The organism is Blautia sp. MCC269, assembly GCF_018785655.1.
Taxonomy (GTDB): Bacteria; Bacillota; Clostridia; order Lachnospirales; family Lachnospiraceae; genus Blautia_A.
The window spans coordinates 1-22,544 of sequence record NZ_WQQE01000014.1 but is presented as its reverse complement, the minus strand read 5'-3'; the positions used below and the strand labels follow the sequence as shown (position 1 = coordinate 22,544).

The 22,544-nt window shown below is 43.3% G+C and carries 22 protein-coding genes; all 22 read right to left on the bottom strand.

What is annotated here, in order from left to right; translation table 11 throughout:
- Positions 1–5 precede the first annotated feature (5 nt).
- Positions 6–395, bottom strand: coding sequence for a BlaI/MecI/CopY family transcriptional regulator (locus GPK88_RS06115; RefSeq protein WP_026649345.1), 390 nt, complete (start codon positions 393–395; stop codon positions 6–8).
- 132 nt (positions 396–527) lie between these two features.
- Positions 528–1,430 (bottom strand): hypothetical protein, encoded by a 903-nt coding sequence (locus tag GPK88_RS06110; RefSeq protein WP_173772251.1) that lies wholly within the window; start codon positions 1,428–1,430, stop codon positions 528–530.
- 409 nt (positions 1,431–1,839) lie between these two features.
- Positions 1,840–2,628 carry a class B sortase gene (gene srtB, locus GPK88_RS06105; RefSeq protein ID WP_173772255.1) on the bottom strand — a complete coding sequence of 263 codons (789 nt, stop codon included), beginning with the start codon at positions 2,626–2,628 and terminating at the stop codon, positions 1,840–1,842.
- A 68-nt stretch (positions 2,629–2,696) separates the two neighbouring features.
- Positions 2,697–9,215 carry an LPXTG cell wall anchor domain-containing protein gene (locus GPK88_RS06100; RefSeq protein WP_252197691.1) on the bottom strand — a complete coding sequence of 2,173 codons (6,519 nt, stop codon included), beginning with the start codon at positions 9,213–9,215 and terminating at the stop codon, positions 2,697–2,699.
- 155 nt (positions 9,216–9,370) lie between these two features.
- Entirely contained in the window at positions 9,371–10,636 is a 1,266-nt protein-coding gene (locus GPK88_RS06095; protein ID WP_173772257.1) for a DNA primase, read from the bottom strand.
- Between the two features lie 64 nt (positions 10,637–10,700).
- Entirely contained in the window at positions 10,701–11,861 is a 1,161-nt protein-coding gene (locus tag GPK88_RS06090) for an ERF family protein (protein WP_161284353.1), read from the bottom strand.
- Between the two features lie 36 nt (positions 11,862–11,897).
- Entirely contained in the window at positions 11,898–12,611 is a 714-nt protein-coding gene (locus tag GPK88_RS06085) for a hypothetical protein (RefSeq protein ID WP_055066312.1), read from the bottom strand.
- 16 nt (positions 12,612–12,627) lie between these two features.
- Entirely contained in the window at positions 12,628–13,146 is a 519-nt protein-coding gene (locus tag GPK88_RS06080) for a hypothetical protein (protein WP_055066313.1), read from the bottom strand.
- 56 nt (positions 13,147–13,202) lie between these two features.
- Positions 13,203–14,315 (bottom strand): hypothetical protein, encoded by a 1,113-nt coding sequence (locus GPK88_RS06075; RefSeq protein WP_055066314.1) that lies wholly within the window; start codon positions 14,313–14,315, stop codon positions 13,203–13,205.
- A gap of 18 nt (positions 14,316–14,333) precedes the next feature.
- The gene (locus GPK88_RS19125; RefSeq protein WP_005423021.1) at positions 14,334–14,465 is read right to left on the bottom strand and encodes a hypothetical protein; all 132 of its coding nucleotides are present in this window, start codon (positions 14,463–14,465) and stop codon (positions 14,334–14,336) included.
- 476 nt (positions 14,466–14,941) lie between these two features.
- Entirely contained in the window at positions 14,942–15,169 is a 228-nt protein-coding gene (locus tag GPK88_RS06070) for a cold-shock protein (protein ID WP_005423033.1), read from the bottom strand.
- Positions 15,170–15,282: 113 nt separating this feature from the next.
- Positions 15,283–15,786, bottom strand: coding sequence for a hypothetical protein (locus GPK88_RS06065; protein ID WP_049940373.1), 504 nt, complete (start codon positions 15,784–15,786; stop codon positions 15,283–15,285).
- Positions 15,746–16,435, bottom strand: coding sequence for a hypothetical protein (locus GPK88_RS06060; RefSeq protein WP_173772259.1), 690 nt, complete (start codon positions 16,433–16,435; stop codon positions 15,746–15,748). Before GPK88_RS06060 ends, GPK88_RS06065 begins: the two co-directional genes overlap by 41 nt.
- Before the next feature lie 113 nt (positions 16,436–16,548).
- Positions 16,549–17,166, bottom strand: coding sequence for a hypothetical protein (locus tag GPK88_RS06055; protein WP_215707603.1), 618 nt, complete (start codon positions 17,164–17,166; stop codon positions 16,549–16,551).
- 12 nt (positions 17,167–17,178) lie between these two features.
- On the bottom strand, positions 17,179–17,631 hold the full coding sequence (locus GPK88_RS06050) for a zinc-finger-containing protein (protein ID WP_055066318.1): 453 nt from the start codon (positions 17,629–17,631) through the stop codon (positions 17,179–17,181).
- A 91-nt stretch (positions 17,632–17,722) separates the two neighbouring features.
- On the bottom strand, positions 17,723–18,685 hold the full coding sequence (locus tag GPK88_RS06045; protein WP_110925766.1) for a S1 RNA-binding domain-containing protein: 963 nt from the start codon (positions 18,683–18,685) through the stop codon (positions 17,723–17,725).
- Between the two features lie 216 nt (positions 18,686–18,901).
- The gene (locus GPK88_RS06040; RefSeq protein WP_055066319.1) at positions 18,902–19,180 is read right to left on the bottom strand and encodes a type II toxin-antitoxin system RelB/DinJ family antitoxin; all 279 of its coding nucleotides are present in this window, start codon (positions 19,178–19,180) and stop codon (positions 18,902–18,904) included.
- Between the two features lie 436 nt (positions 19,181–19,616).
- The gene (locus GPK88_RS19745) at positions 19,617–19,703 is read right to left on the bottom strand and encodes a helix-turn-helix domain-containing protein (protein WP_416795046.1); all 87 of its coding nucleotides are present in this window, start codon (positions 19,701–19,703) and stop codon (positions 19,617–19,619) included.
- Positions 19,704–19,840: 137 nt separating this feature from the next.
- Positions 19,841–20,383, bottom strand: coding sequence for a sigma factor-like helix-turn-helix DNA-binding protein (locus tag GPK88_RS06030; RefSeq protein ID WP_252197689.1), 543 nt, complete (start codon positions 20,381–20,383; stop codon positions 19,841–19,843).
- Positions 20,361–20,993: an ABC-2 transporter permease gene (locus GPK88_RS06025; protein WP_055066320.1), complete on the bottom strand. Its 633-nt coding sequence runs from the start codon at positions 20,991–20,993 to the stop codon at positions 20,361–20,363. Before GPK88_RS06025 ends, GPK88_RS06030 begins: the two co-directional genes overlap by 23 nt.
- Positions 20,981–21,844: an ABC transporter ATP-binding protein gene (locus GPK88_RS06020; RefSeq protein ID WP_055066321.1), complete on the bottom strand. Its 864-nt coding sequence runs from the start codon at positions 21,842–21,844 to the stop codon at positions 20,981–20,983. Before GPK88_RS06020 ends, GPK88_RS06025 begins: the two co-directional genes overlap by 13 nt.
- A gap of 15 nt (positions 21,845–21,859) precedes the next feature.
- Positions 21,860–22,231, bottom strand: coding sequence for a GntR family transcriptional regulator (locus GPK88_RS06015; protein ID WP_055066322.1), 372 nt, complete (start codon positions 22,229–22,231; stop codon positions 21,860–21,862).
- Between the last annotated feature and the right edge of the window lie 313 nt (positions 22,232–22,544).

Sequence of the window (22,544 nt, the reverse complement as noted above, 5' to 3'; positions counted from 1 at the left end):
ATTCGCTATTCCTCCCTGTCCTCCAGGTTCTTAAGAAATTCACTGAGATCCTGGACTTCTTCCGAGCTGATCTTCTTTCCATGATAAAGTGAAGTTACAAACTTTTTTAGTGAATTCCCATAAAGTTTCTCAAGAACACTCTGGCTTTCATGTGCCTGATAATCTGACTGCGAAACCAGGGGTGTATACAGATTCATTTTTCCCTGTTTCGTCACTTCCACGAAATTTTTGTTCTCCAATCTGGTCAGCAATGACAAAATTGTTGTTGATGCAAGCTTTTTCTTCATATTGATCACTTTCTCAATCTCCGGTCTGGTCATCGGCGGAGTATTATTCCAAAGAACAAGCATAATATCCAGCTCTGATTCCGGAAGTCTCTGGTAAGTTTTTTTCACTTTTTCATCCCTCCTGTTACATATTTTCTACAAATGTAGGAATAATTCTATTTTATCACGGTTCACGGAAATGGCAAGGGCTTTTGCACAATTTGCAAATGCCCTTGCCATTCCTGCAACTACTGACCACTATCAGTCTATTTCTGTATAACTGCTGCCATTTTCATCACTCCATGTCCCGTCTCCGTTGTCCGTAAATCCTGTACCATTTTCGTCCTGGAAATAATAATCACCATTTGTAGTTTCTGTAACCGTCACAGTATTACCGTTTGCATCCTGAAGGTCATGCTGTTCCAACGTATGTCCCAGATGATGAGTATCATCATTCAGAGCTGAGTAGGTATTTCCATTTTCGTCGGTATAAGTTTCATCCCCATTATCGGTATAGTTCATTCCATCATCTCCACGATATTCACAAGAATAATCTTTGTGAAGAATGTAATTAATCTCAATGGTATTTCCATCACTGTCAACTAATGTCATTGGTGAGGTAGAAAGGATATCGGAATCATCATTGCTGTCCGAGGATTTTGCAGAAGCATTTTCTTCTGTATCGGAGGAATCTGAATCTCCTCCTGACTTCTGACTGGCAGTATCTGTAGTTGTCTTATCAGAATCATCAGAAGAATCATCGGTCTGGTTTTCATTCTCCTGTCTGGTAAGTGAAGGATTTCCAGGATAAGAAATATATTCTACAAATTTTCTGACGTCACTGATGTCATCTGCATCTTTTGCATATCCCACTGCCATATACAGGCTGTTTCCCTCTGAATAAATTGTCTGATAGCAGGCATCGTATGTGTCATTGCATTTGGCAATCCCTGTTTTGACATCCTCCAGTGAATATTTATAGATATTTACATAATCATTTCCGTTCGTATAGCTTGCATAGGTACCTTCCGTATCTGCTTTTTCCCATTCAGATCCAGCCGGCGGCTGTGTATAGAAATCGTTATTTCCTGCTGCCATAACCGTTGCAGCTGAAAAAATCCCAAGTGTTGCTACCGTCATAAGTGTCATAAATTTTGTCTTCATCGTGGATTCTCCTAGAATTTTATTTTCTACATCTGTAGAAGTTAATTGTATTCTACAACTGTAGAATTCAATTGTCAATTCTTTTTTCTATATTTTTTTATCATCTGATTTTAATTTCTATTTTTCCTTCCACCGGGCTATGTAAATCCAGAGGATCTTCATCACTTTCATAAACACGTCCTTCGCCTTCTCCAAATGATTTGCGGCATACTGGACATGATAGTCAGAACTAACATTTCTTTTTTCATTTTTCTGCAATCGTATTTCCATCAAAAGTGCCATTTTACGCCATTCCTGCAATAAAAAAGGCCCTCCCGGATAGACCATGATTGTTCCTGTCCATCCAGAAAGACCTGAAAATTAAAATGTTATATTTTGTAGAAATTATCCATTAAATTTCTGCAAACATTTAAATAAAATCATGGGGTTCGTTTTCCACAAACTCCCCATCTAAGAAAGCAAGATCATCCGTGGCTTTCTGTACTTCTGTTTTCTCGTCAGAATATTTCATCTGCACTTCTTTATTATCTTCCTGCCTTTCACACCATACCACCAGGCGTTTGGAGGCATCTGTTCCACAGGTAGAAAGCAGAAGCGTCGGAACTTCTTCCTGCGTTCCAAGTAAAAAAGCATCTCCATCTGCCGGTGTATACTCGCATTTTACGATCACAAAGATCCATACCCCTTCATCCGGAAGATACAGATAGAGGATATGGTGTTCTTTTAAGAATTCATCGTCAAGGAAATTTCGAAGTCCGCGGAACATACTGCCATCTTTCATATTGTGGCCATAAATGATGTTCTTGTCATCAGAAAAATCGGCATTGTTATCGGAATCCAGGAAAATGGCCCCTGCCACATATTCTGTCTTCTTAAAAGTATGTGTCAGGTAATAGGAGTCATCGTTTCCCTGGACTACCGGGTAATCAATGCTGGTATCCGGGATCCGGATCCATGCAACGATATCCGGATTCATCTTTTTTAATGCCTTAAAATCAACCACGGTCTGTTTCCCATCGCTTCCGTCTGTTCCTTCTGTGTGGTCATCCTCATCTGTTTCCTTGACGTATGTACGCAGGTCTTCATATTCCTGCACACCTTCCCGGTACATAAAGTAAATGCCAAAACCGGTACATATGCAAAAGCTGAGTACCATCAGGCAGACTGCCACGATCATGATTTCTTTTATGTGTCTCATACAAACCTCCGATTATTCTTCCTGGAAAAAGGGCTGCCGGTAAATCGAGCAGCCCTGAACCGTATTCCTTAATTTCCTTTTTTCTTCTTATACCAGATCACGCCGCCAATGCCGCAGGCAGAAAGGACTGCCAGAAGGATCGGAAGCCAGATGTTGGTGCTGTCCCCTGTTTTCGGGCTGTTTCCTGTCGGTGTGCTGCCGGAAGGGGATTTGGTGTTTTTGATCTCTTTTACGATCTCGATCACCTTGGTTTTTCCGTCTTTGTATTCAAAGCGGATCTCTTCTTTTTTGCTGCTTAATTCATAACCATTTGGTGCTTTGGTCTCTACCAGGATATATTCCACGGTTTTCTCTACTTTTCCATTTTTATAAGTAGCAATCGGAATCTTGCCGCTTGTCGCTGTTCCGGTCTTATCCGTTACCAGTTTTTCTACGACTTTTCCGCTCTCCTTTTCACGCAGTTCAAATTCTGCTCCTGAAAGGGCTGCCTTACTGGTGGAATCGGTCTTTTTGATGACCAGTTTTCCATACGGATGTGCGTCCTTCATTTTGACTTTCTGGACTTTTCCGGTATCTTTTACCGTAAATTTCACATCTTCCGCAATGAGGTATCCATCCGGGGCCTGCTCTTCACGAAGGGTATATTCGCCTACCGGAAGTTTTTCGACCATATGCGGTTTATCCTTGGACGTCCAGCTTTCAACTTTCTTTCCATCTTTATCCAGGATGATCAGTTTTGCTCCCGGTACCTCACTGGAATCCGTAATGTCTTTCTTGCTGATTTCCACTTTGGTCACATCATCAAGCATCTGGTGTTTCTGTACTTCTTTTGTGTTTTCAACGGTAAATTCAATACTTTCCGCAGTCACATAACCATCTGCCGGCTTTGTTTCTGTCATCTTGTATTTCTTTCCTACGATAAGACCCTTGATGATATGTGCTTCCTCTTTGGATACCCATTCATCCACCGTATTTCCATCCTCATCTGTTACCTTTAAGGATGCTCCCGGAAGTTCTTTTTTGTCCGTCAGGTCTGCTTTGGAAAGTTCTACCGTAGTCTGTTCATCTTCAAAGGTGAACGCATACTCTGCAACACTGGTTCCACTGCCCTGGTACTCAAAAGTGAATTCCTGCGGTTCCTGGTCTGTCACATAGCCATCCGGGGCGGCAAGTTCCTTAATGTAGTACCTGCTGTCAACCGGGAGATCTGCAACAAACTGGATTTTTCCATCCTCATCTGTGGTCTTCAGTTCGATCAGGGTGTCTTTCGCAAGGAGTACTTTTCCTTTTGAAGATACGATGTCGTCTGCTGCATAGAGGCCAAAGATTGCCCCGTAAAGTACTTTGTCACTGTCCTTTTCTTTTTTCAGGACTTCCACCTGTACCCTCTGGCGCGCATTCTGCCAGTCGGCACTATAAGTAACCAGAGGTGTATCCTGGTCACGGTATGTAAGATCCACATATCTTGGTTCATTATCCAGAACGTAGCCATGTGAGGTCTCTTTTTCCACGATGTAATAACGTCCAAGCGGAAGGTTATCCATCTGGGCGATGCCATTTCCATCTGTTGTAATGGAGCCGACCAGTTCATCTGCCGCATAATAATCTGCACTTACCCCGTCTGCTGCACGAATGGCTTCTGCCGCGTAAACATTGAAGGTTACATCAGTCAGGTTTCCGGTCACATAGTTGAACAGGTGCTCGATCATGCCTTTTGCATTGTCAAGAAGGGATACGCTGTCTAAGAATTCCCCTTTCTTGTTTACCAGAAGTCTTGCTACCGGGACTTCATCTTCCATTTTGACTTTCTGTACTTCTGCAGTATCAGAGATCGTAAACTCTACGTCTGTTGCACGTAAGTAGCCATATGGTGCAAGCTCTTCACGCAGAATGTAAGTTTTTCCAACCTGAAGTCGCTTGATCACATGTGGGGAATCTTTTACGGATGTCCAGGAATCGATCACGTTGCCATCCTTATCCAGTACACTCATGGAAGCCCCGTCAAGTTCTGTTCCGGTCGTGATATCTGCTTTTGTTACTTCTACCGTTGTCGGCTGGTTTTTCTTCACGGATTTTAATTTGATCGTTTTTACGTCCTGGCCCTGGTATGTGGCATCAAATTCCAGGATCTCATCGGAAGATACATAACCCGCCGGCGCCTGCAGTTCTTTCACATAGTATCTGCCAAGCGGAAGATCCAGCGTAAACGCTGCCTTACCTTTTTCGTTGCTTGTGATCTCCTGAAGCAGTGTATCTGCTTTTACGACCACCTTGTCGCCGGAAGAAATTGCTTCTTTATTGTATAATCCAAAGGTTGCACCTTTTAAAGCCTTTCCGGTCTCGGCATCCTGTTTTTCCACACTCAGCTCTACTTTCTGGCGTTCATTGGAAAATTCCAGTTTTTCTTCGATCTCCGGTGTGTTCTGATCCTTATAGATAAAGGATACTTCCTGATTGTCTGGATTTAAGACAAATCCGGCCGGTGCTTTTGTTTCTTTCACACGGTATTTTCCAAGCGGAAGGTCTTTGATAACAGCTTCCCCATTTTTATTAGTGGTCACTGTTTTTACCAGGGTATCCTTTGCATAGATCACGTGACGGTTTCCCTGCTCGTCCACCTGATGATCCGGTGTGAAAATATCTTCTGCTGCGTAGATTTCAAATTCTGCCCCTTCCAGGGAAGTTTCTTCGTATACAAAATCCTTTTTAAAGGATTTTAAGGTTTCACCGGATTTATGGATCACCAGTTTGCCCTTGACCGGATGGTTTTCATAGGTCACGGTAATGATGGCATCCCCGCTGACGGAATCCATCTGATAAGCTGTATTCTTATCAACTTTGATCTCCACATACTGGGTATTCTGGGTGTAGCCATCCGGCGCGCTCACTTCCTCGATCCTGTAATTTCCGCATTTTAAGGATTCCGGAAGAATCAGGTAACCATTTTCGTCCGTAAAATAGGATTTATGGACAACCGTATTTGGATAGGTCGTTACCTGTTCCACATACTTTTTCGCATCCAGATCATACACTTTGAATTCTGTATTGGCAAGGAGGACCGGCTGTTTGGTCTCATCATCCTGTTTCACGATCTTAAGCTTTGCTTTGAACTCATCGTCCAAAAGGACTCTCCATACCTGCGGTGTACTGCTGTTCTCAGTTACGGTTACGATAAAATCATCTATCGGCATGAAATTATGCGGTGTTGTAGTCTCACGGACAATGTAGCGTCCATAAGGAATCGGGATGCTGCACGCATAGCCGCGTTCATCGGTAAACATTTCTGTTTTTCCGTCTTCCGTAAGAACGATCGGGGTCGCATTTGTAAAGTCATAGCTTCCATCGTCTTTTACAGTCAAGCTGCTGATCAGATAAGCAGAAAATCCGGCACCTTTTAAAAGATCCGCATCGGTCTTATCATTATCCGCTGCTTTGATCAACTGGAATGGCTGTTTGATCACGTCTTCTTTGGAAACGGTATTTCGTTTTACCGTCTCTACCTGGTCTCCTTCGTAGTCACAGTTTACATCATGCTCCTCTTCGTCCAGAAGATAACCTACTGGAGGCGTGATCTCCTTCAAATAATACTTTCCAAGATACAGGTTGCTTACGCTTGCTTTTCCCTCTTTATCGGTCATCAGGGTAGCTACCTGCTCGTCCTTTTTATAAAGGACTCCGCTCCTGCCATCCGGATGGTTAATGTCTTCCCTTGCATAGAGCCCGTAAATGGCTCCTTCAAATACGGCATCTCCCTGTGCGCTGTTTCCTGTCTCGCTGTCTTCTTTTACCAGGTCAATTGTTGCATTTACACGCTTATTTGTAAAGGTATGGCTAAAGTTTACCTTTTCTTCCTTATCATTGGTAAACTTAAAAGTGAAGATGTAAGTATCCTCACTGTTTCTAAGGTAAAGTTCCGGTGCCTGGATCTCCCGGATGCTGTAGCTGTAATTAATCGGAAGTTCCGCTTTATAAGAAGCTTTTCCATCGGCTCCGGTCGTTGCTTTTTCAATCAGGGTTCCTTTGGGAACAACGGTCTTACCGTCAACTTTGATATCTTCTGCTGCATACAGCCCGTAGATGCCTCCGGAGAGCGGATTTTTTGTCTCTTCGTCCTGCTTTTCCACACGGACTGTAGCCTTCTGGCGTTCATTTAAAAATGTTGCACTGACAGTCTGCACTTCTACGGTCTGGCCTGCATACACAAGCTCAACAGTCTTAGACTCTCCTTTGCATACATAATTATCCGGAGCTTTCGTCTCGGTTACTGTGTAGGTGCCAAGATAGAGATCCTTTAACGTAACGCTTCCGTCATCTCCGGTAACCAGATTATCCTTGACAAGTGCACCTTTTTTATAGATGAGGGTGCCATCTGCCGCCTTGATATCTGCACCTGCATAAACACTGTAAACGGCTCCTTTCAATTTCCGTTTTTCGTAGGCAAAGGTCACACCATCTTCCGTGACGGTCGCTCCGGTAAGCACTTCTCCTTCTTTATAAATGGTGAGTGCACCTTTTTGCTCTTTATCCGTTAAGTTCTTGGAAGCGGTCTGCCCCACGACCAGTTTTACCCCATAGGCTTTCGTATCCAGCACATATCCGGATGGGCCTGAGATTTCACGAAGGTAAACGGTATCCTGTGTTTTGGTGATCTTTACTTCGGATTCCCCTTTTGCATTTGTTGCCGGCATTTTTTTGATAAGTTTCGTGCAGGCTTCATCTGCATAGATGCCGTAAACGGCACCTGCAAGGAGCGCGTTGCTTCCCTTATCTTTTTTGATGATCTTGACCGTTGCTTCATCCGGCCAGTCTACCTCCAGATTCAGCTCCAGTGTATCTGTATAATATCCAAAGCCGATATCCTGGCTGTTCGCCAGCTTTAAGAGCATGGCATGGAAATTAAGCGGATAGTTGGATGTGATCGCATATTTTCCTTTCAGGCTTCCAATATTCTGGGTGGTTGCTTCCAGATGGAATTTTTCACCGCCCTTTACGCTCACATTTCCGGTCCCGGTTTTTCCTGTCGTCTCATTTACAAGGGAGACCCCGTTTTCAAGATGGATTGTGATCACAAAAGCTGCGTTTGCCTTCCATGTGAAGGTCGGGCTCTGGTTTCCATTTGCAGAAGCACTGAGCCCAGGTGTCAGCTCCATGGTCGTTGGATCCGGCATCTTTGCAAGGGCTGCCTTGATCTCTTTTAACATATTTTTGGCAGTTGTCGAAAGGGATCCTCCAAATCCGGATTCCCCGTCATATAAATAATCGACCAGATAATGCTGCATTGCACGGGTCTCGGAGGAACAGCCGTATTTTTCCATGATGGATTTGATATTATAGCCGTTGAATGTGCCGCCCCATCCGGGACCGCCATATCCGTAAAACATGGCCTTCCTTAAATAACGGTCATCGCCGCCTTCATCCAGTTCGACCATATTTTTATAAGTCGTTCCACTTGGCGGGGACTGTTTACTGTGCTGCATGCAGTATGCATAGACGGTATAAGTCTTTCTGCCTGCTTTGTAACGGATATACTTATAGGAATCATTTCCGCCCTGTCCCATTACAGAATCAAAAGGATGCAGTTTTCCATCTGAATAATAGTAATAGGTATTAGCTTCAATGTCTGTTGAATCATCCCACAAGTCTCCATCGGAAGCTGCCATGGTACTAATACCGCCCTCAGCCTGGTCATATAGCACACTTAATGCAACATCATCTTCCGGCATCTCAAAGCTGAAGGAATTTGTTCCCTCATCGTAGCTTACTTCTGCATACAGAAGATCTTCGGTATTCTCTGTCTGGTTTGCTTCGACAAGACTTGTTCCCACTTCGATCAGGCTTCCCTGCGGGATATCACCGGAAAAGTTGACCGTCTCCCCCGTCTGGTAACGTCCGTCCTCGTGGTCCAGTTCAATATTGAATTCATTTCCCTGTACAATGTCAACCTGATGGCTTCCATCCTCTGTTTCCTCATCGGAAAATTCTTCTGCTTCCTCTTCTTCTGGCTCCTCCGTTTCTTCCGGCTCTTCCAGAGTTTCCGGGGCATCTTCCGGGCTTATGGTCGGGAGGACGGGGTCTGCCTCCGGTTCGTCATCGCCGGTTTCCTGTTCCTGGCCGCCATTGGATCCGTCTGTTTCTGCTTCCCTTGGTGTCACCGTAATGTTTCTGGCAACCAGATAGGCTTCCCCCGATGCGGGCGTAACAAGATATACGCATTTATAGGTCCCCGCATGGTTATAATCAAATACAGTCCCGTCTTCCATTGCTGCTTTTTTCAGTTCCACATGGTCTCCGTCAGAGAGTTTCAGTCCTGTAAAATCATTCTGGATATCAAAGGCTTCCCCTTCGGTAACCATAAGCGCAAGTTCCGGATCAGCAACGGTTTCCTCGATCAGTTCCTCCTCGCTTTTCTCCGTCTGCGTTTCTGTCTGCGTTTCTGTCTGTACCTCGATCTGTGTCTCGCTCTGTGCGGAAACGCCTCCCACCTCAGCGGCGGATACTGCAGAAGCTCCCGTCTGCAAGAGCGTAGTGCAGCACAGAGCAAAAGCCATCGCACCCGCCATCCATCTTTTCTTCCAGTTTTTTTCCAAGTGCACGTTCTCCTTTCATGATCGCTTTTTTCCCTGCAGTTTTCTTTTGGTCCGTCTCTTATCTGCATCGCTTTCTCCTTTCTTCCGGCTTTTTCAGCCAGATAAAAAGGAAACTGAAAAAAATTCCAGTTTCCCTTTTATCTGACCAAACCATTTTATGCCGTCTTTCTGTTTCCTTTTTCCTCTTTTCGAAGGATCCAGTCATCCACGCCTTTGTAGTGTTCCATCCAGGTACCGGATGCATCGGTATCCCAGGTGACTCTTTTGCAGGATACGTTCAGTTCCTCACAGATCTCATATAGTTTTATACAGCCTTTTCGGATCATGTCCCGCTTTCTGCGCTTTCTGGGGCATTCTCCATGATACAGATAAATTCCATGTTCACATTGCCGGCACGCACTTTTTTCATCGTGCTTACAGGACAATTCCATCATTTTATCCATGTCGTAACATTCGTAAACTCTTTTTAACCCCTGCTCTTTCAGTTTTCGCAAGACAGTTTCCAGTCCTTTATGATTGGAAACTCCAGGGACTCCGATATAAGGATTTCCTGTACACATCCATGCGATCTCTGCCTTTAAGATCCCTTCCGTTACGTAAACCGTGCCATCCTTTATTTCCCCAAACATTCCTGCCGGGCTGCCGCTTGATGTGCCTTTTTCTAAGCCGCTGCTGGTAAACCAGAGGTACTTCCGTTCTTTTAAAGGAACATCCAGCCGGATCTGGAATCCTATGATCCGTTCCTTCCCATCCCGGACCGGGCAAAGATACCCGTTATTCTTCCTATAAAAAGCAGCTTCCCAGTCACCATCCCGGTTGATGAAAAATCCAGGAATCCCATCCAGGCGAAATTCCTTTTTTAAGAGCTTTCTGGCAATGGCCACGGAATTCTCCTCATCCGTACTTAAAAAACCTCGTTCTTCCATCTGTCTGACCTCATTTAACGTCAGCCCACGCAGGAGAAGGTTCCTCCGGTGTGTTTCCTTAAGCTTAAGAAAAGTGAGCATTTCCTTATATACATGGTCCCGGTAATCCCATTCCTCTTCCGTAAGGGAAATGCGTTTCTTTTTAGGAACGATAGAAGCGAACCCATTTCGTGTCGTGGACTGCTGCCTTTTATCCGTTCCAGAAAAAGAAAATGCCTGCTTTATCTCCCGGTAGGCTTCTTTATACCGGTTTCTCCCGTAAATGCCGGATAGTTCCGCATACAGTGTCAGCATGTTTCCGGATGCTCCGCAATGATAGCAATGGTAAACATTTTTCAGTTCTCCATTTTTGCGGATGCAAAAACTGCATTTTCCTCTTAAATCCCCGCAAAAAGGACATTCCACCGGAAATTCGTCCTGGTAAGAATCACTCAGTCTTCGGATTGATAAAAGATCTGCTACTTCTGCGATCGTAAACGATTCTCTGGCATACATGCCTTCCTCCTTTTCATAAAAGATGGCCCCGTTCCCGGAGCCACCTCAAACTATTTCTCTGTTTTCAGGCTGCTTTTTGCATTTCCTTTTCATGATCCAAAAGAATCTTCGCAGCTTTCTGTATTTCCTGATTCTGGCCTTTGTAACGCTGTACCAGCCATTTGATCGTCTGGTAACCTCTGGCATCCTGCATCATTTCCCCAAGAGGGGTCCCGGCATAGACACCAAAATTGCAGATAACCTTTCCTGCCCATTTCACTTCATCCTCTGCATCCTCTTCGTGAGCCATATCCTCCAACACTTCCTCTGCAGTCTCTTCTGGTGTTTCTTCCTCTTCTTCTGCATCAAAAGAAATCTCATCATCTTCATCAAATGGAACTTCATCCGTTTCTTCTACTGCACGGAAACCGTCTGCATCCGTCTCGGCAGTAATTTCCTCATCTACGGAGATTTCCTCGGTCTGAACCGGATCTTCCGCTTTGGTTTCTTCAGCGGAAAATTCTTCCAGTCCGCTTTCACTTTCTTCCATTCCAAAAGTCATCTGTCCAGGAAGGTTTTCTTCTGTATCCGTCACTGCATATTCCACTTTTACAGTACCTTCTGATATGGCATTTCCATCACGCAGTTTTTTACGGTCCGTTTTCTTTTCCCTGACCGGTTCCGTTTGCTCCTGCTTTGCTGCGGTTTCTTTTCTTTCTGCCTTTTCCTGTTTCTTTTTCGGTTTTTCCGGTTTTACGGAAGCTTCCTGCTTCGGCATTTCTTCTTTTTCCGTCCCACGCATGTCCGGATCGTCTATTCCGGATGCCTGCATGATGTTGAATTTATTTAAGAAATAATACTTCAGGCCATACGTCCATGCCGCACCTTTTGCTTTATCCGGTGCTTCATTGGTTCCAATGACATGCAAAAAGCTCCGTACCTTGTCTCCCGGACGGTCTGCATTGGTCCAGCACAGCTCCAGGTCAGCCTCATATCTCCAGAGTGCTCCCATTTCCTTTAAAAACACGGAATTGCCCTGTTCGTCCATCTGTGTCGGCCTTTCACTTAAGATGTCAAAATCGACCCCGTATTTATTAAGGGCCGGTGTCAGGCATTCATAGATATCATCCAGTTTTACAAAATCATAAGTAACGTCCTCACTGTACCTTTTGCGGATCAGCTTCGGCACTTTCTTCCGGATCCTGATCATCTTCTGGTTCAGATTCATGTAATTGTATTTACCCATATTATTCGTTTCCTCCTGATTTTTTCATTTTTTATACTAAGCAGAACGCGGAAGGCTTGCCTCCGGCCCTGTCCCAGTCTTATTTAACATTTCTTCCATTTCCTCCCGGATACATCCGATACAGATCTTCTTTTTTGAGATCTCCGGAAGTTTTTCAAGCAGCCACTTCTGGGCGAAAAGCTCTGCTGCCCGCTGTGGGTTGCTTAAATATTCCAAAAACATCCAGTCAGAAAATTCCCACTTCATATCCGCAAAATGAAACTGCGGCTGATAGATCAGATCCTCCGGCCGCTTTCCTTTTTTAATAAAACGGTCTGCATTTAGCTGGATATAAACCCTGCTGATTTCCGGGATCATCTGTGCAGCTGCATACCCGCCTTTTAACAAAAGTTCATCCCATTGTTCCCGGATAAGTTTCTTTCCAATGCGGCTTATCTGTGTTTCCAGTTTCGGGATCAGATCCTCACGCACAGGAAAACCAAAATCATCCGGTATCCCGATCGGCTTCAGAAAAAGATCTTCTGCTTCATAAAGGGAATACTCCGGCATGTGGATCACGGCACACCAGTTCCGGTCTGTTTTTCTGTTTTCCTTTAAACAGTCAAAGAAAAAGAAACAGTTTCCATATCTTGCCTTTATAAACAGCTGTCCGGAAAATTCTTTTACTTCACAATCCGGCGATTTCAGCCATGCGATCAGTTTTTCTGCCTCCCTGCTCTCTTTTAACCAGTCCGGAAGTTTTCTATCCATCACATACCTCCGTAATTTAGATATATGGCAGGGAATACCTGGAATACACTATCTTTGCCCGTTTTAAAAATGCAGAGCCTTTTTCTGCTTTTGCAAACCATTCCACAAAAAACCGTGTCAGGTTCTGCTGCAGTGTCCGGTGGGTATCAAGGGCATAATCCACAAATTCCCCATATCCGTCCATACTTCCTGCAAGCAGGTAGCAGGTAAACATTTTTGCCATCTGCTCTTCATCTGAAGGATTGATCTCCATTTCCTCTGCACCTTCATACACCAGGCGCACCCTTTCTGGCTGTTCCTTTACATGCAGACACAGATCATCGGCCATCAGTTTCGATGCTTCGTTTCGAAGGTCGTAATATCTGACCTCTGAAAGACCTTTTAGCCAGGCAAACCCAAGATAAGTGTAATTGTCTTTTATTTCCTGCTGCTCTTTTGCCATGGACTCCATAAATTTTTTGTGTCCGGTGGGATGGCAGTTCAAGTATTCATCTACCAGCAGCCTTGCCACATCTTTTCCATTCGTAACCTTCATGTTTTCCTCCCATCAAAAAAAGACAGTCCATGCTGTCTCCATTCTTTTAAATCCTGTTAGTATTTTACAGTGCCAGGAATATCATATTCATGCCAGCGTTTTGACACACAGCCGGCAATTTTTTCTTCCAGAGCTAAAAGTCCTCTCTCATTCGTCTTTTCCTGCCTTGCAATGGTAATGGATTCACAGATCCCGCAGTAGATCTCGTATGCGCTGCATGGCTCATCCCCAGTAGTAGCCTTAAACTGCTCCACGGTTTCTGCAAGCAGTTTTTTGCCAAATCCTGCCTGCTTCATGATCCCTGCCATGGCATTTGCCGGATGCTCGATCCAGATATCACACAGCCGCATGACCCCTTTTAAGACTTCCCGGTAGTAATCGAAGATCGACTCTATGTTTTCCGTGAAATCTTCCATTCCTTTACAGTTTTTGTGCGTAACCTTCAGGGCATTGCCAAGGATCACATTTCTTGTCGGCTCCTGCAGGGAATAAAAAATATTCGCTCCGGACACACCAACGTCTGACGTAGTGATCCGTACAACTGCTTTTATGTCCTTATCAGTCTTTCTTCCATAATTCTGCATCAGTTCCTTATAAACATCTGTAAGTTTCGTATCTTCCAGCTGCCAGGACGCCGTAACAGAATAATGATCTGCATAGCCGTTTAAAAACGTTGCCTTCTCATAGTCCCCATGGATATATGCCGAGGTAACCATGTACATATCCGGCATGGATATGATGGCATAATCTTTTTCATCACCAGACAGGACTGCCCTTACTTTTCCTTCACAGAAACGGATCAGTGCTCTTCCTCTTGCAACCTTCAGGCATTTATTCAAGATCTCTGCCAGTGTTTTCTTATCGACATCTGCCAGGGCTTTGCCATCAATCCTGGCCCGTCCTTTCAACGATTTGATTGCTGAATTTCCTATATAACAGATCCTCTCGGGCAGGATAAGAACCAGCCTGGAATGAGATAAGGTATCTTTTTCCAGTGCTTCCAGGGAAATGCCCGGAACCTCTGTACAGGTTTCCTCTCCTGCAGCTGCCACCTTTAATTTCTTACTGGTGACCCGGATCCATTCTGCCCGGCTGTCTATCTCTTCCAGACACTCGCACAGTTCCTTTTCTGTCCGGAACTCCTTATAAAAGTCATCTTTATAATACATAATGTCCGCCTTTCCACGCTAGCTGAAAATCCGGACTTCAACAGCCTGTATCTTTCCATCTTCGATGCAAAATACATAGCCGTCTTCTGCCATCTCCATAAGCATTCCAATTTCCAGTGCATTTGCGTTTTCCCATTTAATTGTCTCCATAATCGACCCTCCTGATTTTACAATGTGTTTTCTTTTTTTGATGTTCTTAAGGTATTTCTTTTTGCAGTTTCTTTAACTGACAGTTTCATTCGTGCTCCTCCTTTCTGCTTTTTATGCAATAAAAAAAGACACAAAAAGAATCTTCTTTCCTTCTTGCATCTTCCTTATATTTTGCATATCCATTTTTTCTCATTAAGGGCAAGACCGCCCCAAAGTGTTTCTTCCGGAATGTCCGGAACTAAAGAATAACCACAGTCTTTTATAGACTGTTAAATTATTTTTCATTTAAAGACTACCACAACATTTTGTGGTTGTCAATTAATTTTAACTATATATTGTGTTATTGCGTGAGTTATCTTTATTATTCTGCTACATGTTGTGACAGGCGGCATGATACCGCCTGTCTTTTCATCCGTCTGCATAAATGCATGTATCTGAGGGGAATAGGTAATCTGTACATGCACTATGAAAACGTCTTACTCAGCGTTTGGATCCGCCGGGGAAATATTTTTGGCAAGGCTTCGCCCGTTGGCATCCGTCCCTGCTTCAAAAAGGACCGGCTGGCCACCGCTTAATTTCCGGTATCCATCCATCTGGATCTCCGAAAAGTGGGCGAAATAATCAATCCCGTCTTCACCGGTGATAAAACCGTATCCTTTCTGTGCGCTGAACCATTTCACGGTTCCCTGTAGTGTTTCTGACATATCCTTCTCTCCTTTGCTGTATTTCCCGCAATAATCTTTTGCGGAAACAGGGCAGCATGGAATCGAACCATGCCTGGTGCTCCCCTCCCTGCTATAAAAGGAATCTCTTCCTCTTATATTTCTTCGTTTCCCAAAAAAGTCCCGTTATTGAGCGCTGCATCCACCCGGCGGATTCCTACCAGCTTCTTTTCATTTATGCCAAAATAAAACCGATAGCGTTTTCCCTCCAAAACTTTTACGTTTTTATCCAGCAAAAGTTCACTCTGCCGTCCGGTCGGATCACTTACCCGGATCTTCCGTAATCTTGCAAAGGGATTTTTCCCGTCTATCCCGGTTACCAGCCCTTCCACGATTTCATAGGTCTTTTTATCCGCGGTGCGGAAAATAAGATATGTTCTTATAAACCCGATAATCCCAAGCAGAAAAGACCAGAAAATAAAAGTTTTATCTTTCATCCATGTTCCCATAAATGATCCGAAAAGCAGGATAAAAAGAGACAGGATACCATATCGCTGGATCCTGTCCTTAAAAAAATCCGGTATATTCTGATAACGTGTTCCAAAATCTTCCAAGCATCTATACAGCCTGTGCCAATACGGATGTTCCGTTTGCTTCAAGGCAGTCCTCCCTTCTTATGTAGTCGATCACAAGCTGTTTCTTATAGTAAAGCTGCGCTACGCGGATTATAAATTCCCTCTGTATCTGCTCCTGGAGGGAATCTGCCAAATTGGGTTCCCTGCTTTTTGCCTTTTCTTTTAAGCATTTCAGATGATAGGAAACATCCCCTTCTCTCTGAAGATTGGAAAGTATCTGGTATTCCTCTTCTGTAAGCAGCGGCTTTTTAAAAGCCCTCAGTGAAAACTTCAGTCCTTTTCCCATGGAAAGGGCTTCCATAAAATGCTTCATGCGTTCTGTCCGTGAAAAGGCCATGGGAGACATGACTGACCGGCTGATAATGCTGTATACAGCTTCCTCTCTGGTACATCCTTCTGTCAGCACAACCAGGCCCCGCTTTACCAGACGGTTCAGGCAAAACTGAAAATCCTCTTTGTCCGCCCATTCCTGTGCCTGTTTTTCTCCAAGGCTAAATACAAGAAGACGATGCATCTGGGAATGGACCTTATCCTCTTCACAGAAAGACCAGGTGAGCGCAGCCCACAAAATAGTTTCCATTTCTGTAAGTACTTTTTCTTCCCCATCTACCCAGACACAAAACCTTCCATCTGCATCATCTTTTTTCATTCCGATTGCTGTATACCATCTCATGACATTTCCTCCTTGTCATTTTCACTCTTTCTAATCTCTGCTTCTGATCTGTTTTCTTTCATAACTTGTTACCCATACATCATCATTTCCAGGAGTTTTGGAAGTACATACCCCTAAAGCATGCCTGCTGCCGTACAGATTCCGATATTCGGCCGTCGCAGTTTCCATACTTCCTGTGTTTTGGTCCCGATAATCCTTGTTCTTCCCGGTACGATCCACCTGAGTTTCCGATAAAACTCCATGAATCCCTGATTGTCAAAGCCAAAGGATCGTACACAGAAAACATCCCGTTCCTGTTCTTCTTCATCCAAAAGGAAAAAGCTTTTCTGTTCTTTCCCTTCTTTTCGGATCACGATATAAAATTCCGGAACTCCCCGTCTGGTTCCTTCTACGATCTTATCCATCTCATCGTAAAAGATCCTGCAGGACTCATATTTTCCGTTTTTTTCCGGCTGGCAGACTGCCAGGCTGTCCTCTTCAAGTGCCATATAACAGTTTTCTGCCTCCATGATCCTCCGGCTGATTTTTATGGCCTGACGAAGAAGCAGGATTATCGCAAGCGCCAGTGCAGTACACAAATATGCAAGATCCCAGCATCTTTTCTGGTATATGAAAAAGTATGCGCTGATTCCCTCTGCCACACTGCATATTGCTGTCATAATAAAATACTGTTCTTTAAGGTCCATCAGATGATATACATCATCTTCTGTCGCCTGTAGTCTCAAGGGCATCCATCCTTTCCGTCATGCCACGCTTATTTTATCCGGGGATTTCTTTTTTTCCTCTCGGCTTTTTATATAGTCTGTACATTCCCGGATGGTCTGTTCACACAGGTAATAAGAAAACTTCCCGATATGTGTGTCCTTTTCCCGGAGATTCAAACGGTTCTGAAGCCAGATATATGTGCTGTGTTTGGTCATATAACCATTTTTCCAGATTGCATCCAAAGCTCTGTGTGCTTCGATCCGCTTATTACGCAGATTGCTGTCAGCCATGGTTCCCATGGGACGCATACTTTTTTTGTGTGCCCCAATGTATGAATCACAGGAAGGATAGCCGCTGCATACATACAGGTATTTCTCCGGATCCAGGTTGTTATCCCCATAGACATAGGCTGCCGGCCTAAGTACCCCGGGTCTTTTGCAATATGGACAGTACAAGGTTTCCCGCATCTGTTTTTTCTTCTTTTTTGCCATCTGACGTCACTCCTTTCCATCTTTATCTCCGATGTTAAAGAAATCCCTTTTTCTGTGTCAACAGAATTCTTTGAAAATCATAAAAACATTTTCAGGAAGCTCTTTTGATAAGCCTTGTGATAATGCCTTCTGCCACTTCATAGTTGTCGTTGATGCGGGTCACCACAAATCCGATCTTATCTTTCTTTCCCGGAAGTGCGGACATATTGCAGGAATGTGCCACGGCATTGACTCCGATATCAAGGCGGATAAAATAGGTTCCCTTATAGACTTCCGTAATGATCCCTGTATATTTTCCCTGTTTATGGCATTTCCGGAGGTTATCTTTATTGATATTGGCTGTCGGACTCTTTGCATCCACTTCTATAATGATCTGGTCAACAGAGCTTGCTTCCACCTTATTGACCATGACCAGCACCAGATCACCTACCTGGAATTTTTCTCCGGCATCTACCATCCACTCCCAGGCCATGTCTCTGGCCCGGACAGATACTTCTACACCAAAGACTTCCAGGCGGACTGCCTTGGGAGCTACCGCGATCACCCTTGCTTCTACGATCCTGCCTTCATAAAGCATTGGTTTTTCTGTATCTTCCCCAAGGTAAAAAGTCTGCCTCTTTTTAAGCATTGCATCTTTTCTGGATGCTACAACACTCCGGCTCTTGTTATCCAGATCTTTGATGATGAAATCAATGTCACAGCCGAGCATGTTGTTAGCAATACGGACCTGACGGTTTAAGGTATCCGCGTTTTCACGCCCGTCTCCCTGAAGGTTGATCATCATTTCATTCATTGGGATAATGATCCGGAAACCATTAAAGTATGTAACAGCAACCATCCATCCACTCTCCAGTTTTTCAATGCCCCCAAGCTGGCCCGTCAGGATCTTTCTGGTACGATGTGCATTCAAAAGCTGATGCCATCTGGCTTCTTCCTGTTCCTCCATGCTTTCAACCTGCGCGTCTACATCGATTGTCAAAACACCATCGTAGACTGCACGCGGAACATCTTTTTCCCCGTTTCCCGCCAAAACTGTTTTTTTGGTATCCTCCATATACTTCCTCCTGTTCTTATTTATTTTTGTCTTCTCTGCTCCATCCAGAAAACTCCTTTTCCTCCGGTACTCAGGAAAGACAAAAGAAGACACAAAAAAAGCAGCCCGTTTAAAGCTGCTTTCTTCATGCCTTCTTTTTACAGATACCATTCTATAATACATGGAATTCTATGTCAATATTACCTTAATTGCAATAGCGTCGCATATCGGTTTCTTTCATCTTTTCAGGTCAGCAAACAACTCGTCAAGGTCATTGAAGCCCTTTACAGACGGGTCTTTTGCAATCCTTTCCGCTTCCAGCATGGCAGCAACCGTTTCTTTGTTCGGCTGTTCCAGCCTTACTTCAAAGGGAATGCCGCCTTCACGAAGCGACTGGCGCACAAAGATGTTAAACGCCGTAGTCAGGTTCATGCCAAGTTCAGTAAACAGTGCGTCCGCCTGCGCTTTCAAATCTGCGTCCATGCGGATACTGATGTTTGTGGTATTTCTAGCCATACGATCAACCCCTTTCTGCTGGCAATTATAGTATATGCCATTTGCACGAAGAAAAAAATATTTTGCACGAATATTTAACAATAAATTCATTCAATGAGGTTAGCTACACGATGAAGCCTGTATAACAGAAGGATTTGGTGGTGATAATAATTGCCTGATTCCTGTGGCCTTTTAGTTATTTGTAGTCCCATCCTGCCCGCCTCATAGCAAGCTCCATCTCATATATATTTGTTTCATTGTAGAGTTTTTCTTTTTGCCCGCTAAGCTTGATTGTCCGCAAATAAGATAACCGGGTATTTTGCGTATTTTTGATATAAGTAGATTTTATATAGCAATTCTCAGGATTCACAGTCGTATAAAGCAGAGCATCGTTTTCAAGGATTTCCAATGGGCGTAAGTTATGTGATGTAAAGATCAATTGTCCTTTAGCTTTATGCTATCGGTCAAGCCGGAACTTAAACAAGCTTTCAATCAGCTTTGTTCTGATGTAATCCTCCATATCAGAGTTATAATAACCGTTCATCTTAGAGAAATAGCGGATATATCCGGTGAACGGTTAAGGACGGCTTTTACCGCTTTCGGATCACCCTCATGTGCCTCTATAATCGTGTCATAGGGGAGAAACCGGTTACTCATGGGACAACACCTCCATTTTCTCTTTCAGCCTCTTTGTTCTCCGATTTCTTTCTGCGTCAAGTGCTGGAAGTAATACAAAAAGATTTCCTCCTGTGTCTGTTCCGGCAGCCGGGCAAGAGCCGCTGCAAGGGAACGGCTGTCTAAAAGTATCGTCTGCCCCCGGACAGAAAACGGATAGGTTTCTCCATAGTCCGGCACTTGAAAATACTCATCTGTGGTGCTTAGCGGGACAAACTTTTCTTCGGTCAAATATTCAAGGGAGATTTCCCGTTTCCACCTTGCTGCCAACATACGGGCAGCGTCAAAGGACGCATGACGAATAACAATCCGGCAATAGGTATCATGGGTATAGCGGATATGTTCTTGATAGGCTTCCTGTTCGGTCATGGAAACTCCCCCTTTCTTCGACGGCAGCACTTTTTGCTGTCGCCCCTTGATTACCCACCAGCAGGGACAGACGGGGCTGTCAACGGTGGGCGCAGCCCATTCACTTGCCGTTGACTGGCTCGGCTGGGTTTGATATTTTTGAATGGTAATTGCAGATTTAATTCTTACGACTATATCCAATGGTGCTTATTATGAGGGAAATTCCAAAAATCAAAATTGCCGCTATCCCTGTGATTAGCACATATGAATGAACAGAATTTACCATAGTAGCCATTCCCGGTCCATCTTCAAAATATTTTACAAAGTAAAACATTGGAATTACCACAATCAAGCCCATAGTTTGCGCAGAACGAAAACCAAACCAATAAGTTAATGGCAAGCAAATTCCTGTCCATAATAATGGGATAATAATTGCTGCTGCAATCGAAAATAACCAGATAAGCATATCAAAGTTTTGAAAAATTATGCTGGATAAACTATTGAACGCAATGCTTCCCAAAATGCTGATTGCAACAGTATATATTACGGAAACATATTTACTTGCAACAACAGTAAAATTGCTTATCGGCATAGCTAATTGATATTTTTTCCAGCTTGCCTTTTCATCACTTGCGAAACTCATAATATTTTGCATACCGATTGTCATGGCAAACATAACGGAAGCAAATAAGCCAGCATAAATTCCAGCATTGAAAATAAGCAGAACAATAGCTGCTGTTGCAATCAGAATAAGTTTCTTATCAATACTCTTGAAGAAAATGGATATGTCTTTATATATCAATCCTCGCATGATGTGCCTCCTTTAACATATAAAAGTATAATATCTTCTAATGTGGCATTATCCACAATGATGTTTTTGTATTTTCGTTTGAATGCTTCTTTGTTATGAACAAGACACTCCACGCTCATATTTGTAGTTCGGTGTATGATATAATCATCAGTGGAAAGCTGTGCAAATTTTTCTTTTCCGCACTTTGCCACGCCATAATTATAAACAAGATTATCTTTCTGTTCCTCGAAAATGATTTTTCCCTGATGAATTAAAATCACATAGTCTGCAATTTTTTGTATGTCCGAAGTAATATGCGATGAAAAGAAGATAGAGCAATCTTCATCTTGGATAAATTCCAAAAATAGGTCTAACACTTCATCACGCACAATGGGGTCAAGACCCGTTGTCGCTTCGTCTAAAATCAACAGTTGAGGTCTATGTGCCATAGCGCAGATAATGGAAAGTTTCATCTTCATTCCTTTTGAAAAAGCACCAATCTTTTTCTTGGTTGGGATTTTGAATTTTTTCAAGTATTGCAAAAAGAGGTTACTATCCCATGTCTTATAAATGCCTTTTAAGATTTTTTCAATATCTGTGGCTGTAAACACATCATGAAAATTACATTCATCAAAAACAACGCCAATATTGTCTTTGACTGTTGGAATTGTGTGGTCTATTCCAAAGACCTGTATCTGTCCGCTATCTTTGTTTAGTTCATTTAATATCAGATTGATAGTAGTGCTTTTTCCTGCACCATTCTCGCCAATAAAGCCTACAATCCTACCTTTTGGGACTTTGAACGAAACATTGTCCAAAGAAAATCCCTCAAATTGCTTGCATAAATTCTGTACCAAAATGTTATTATCCATGCCTGTCACCTCTCGTTACTCCTCGTAAAACAGTTTTAAGATATTCGTCATTTGCTCAAGACTAATGCCATGCGCCCGACCAATTTCTGCGACTTTTTGTAAAAGTTCTTCAGCAATTCGTAACTGTTCCTCTTGAATAAATTCCCTATTCTGTGATGCTACAAAACTGCCTTTTCCAGATACAGTTTCTATAAATCCATCTCTCGTTAAATCTTCATATGCTCTCTGAACGGTAATAACACTGATATGTAAATCTTTTGCTAAAGCTCTCATAGAAGGGAGGGCTTCGCCAGCAGATAATGTGCCGTCCATAATAAAACTTTTTACTTGCATACAGATTTGTTCGTAAATAGGCTTATCACTGCTATTACTTATGATAATCTCCACTTTCTCACCTCGCCATGCGTACTTATCGTAATAAGTGTACTTATTCAATAAGTACAGTTTAGGCAATTTGTGTGAACCTGTCAAGAGAAAAGATGTAAATACATTCGGAAAAGTGAGTGGCTGTCTATCAAATTCTTGTGTGTTACTTTACCGCACATAAGCATTATGTGTGGTCTTGGATCCAGATGATTCTGGTTCCGTTTTTACAAACCAGTTACTTAATCACTTTTCTTAAAAAGGCAAAAAAATAGAACGTATAGATTATTTCCATACGCTCTATCTCACATTTCATATTAAATTTTTGAATTCTACA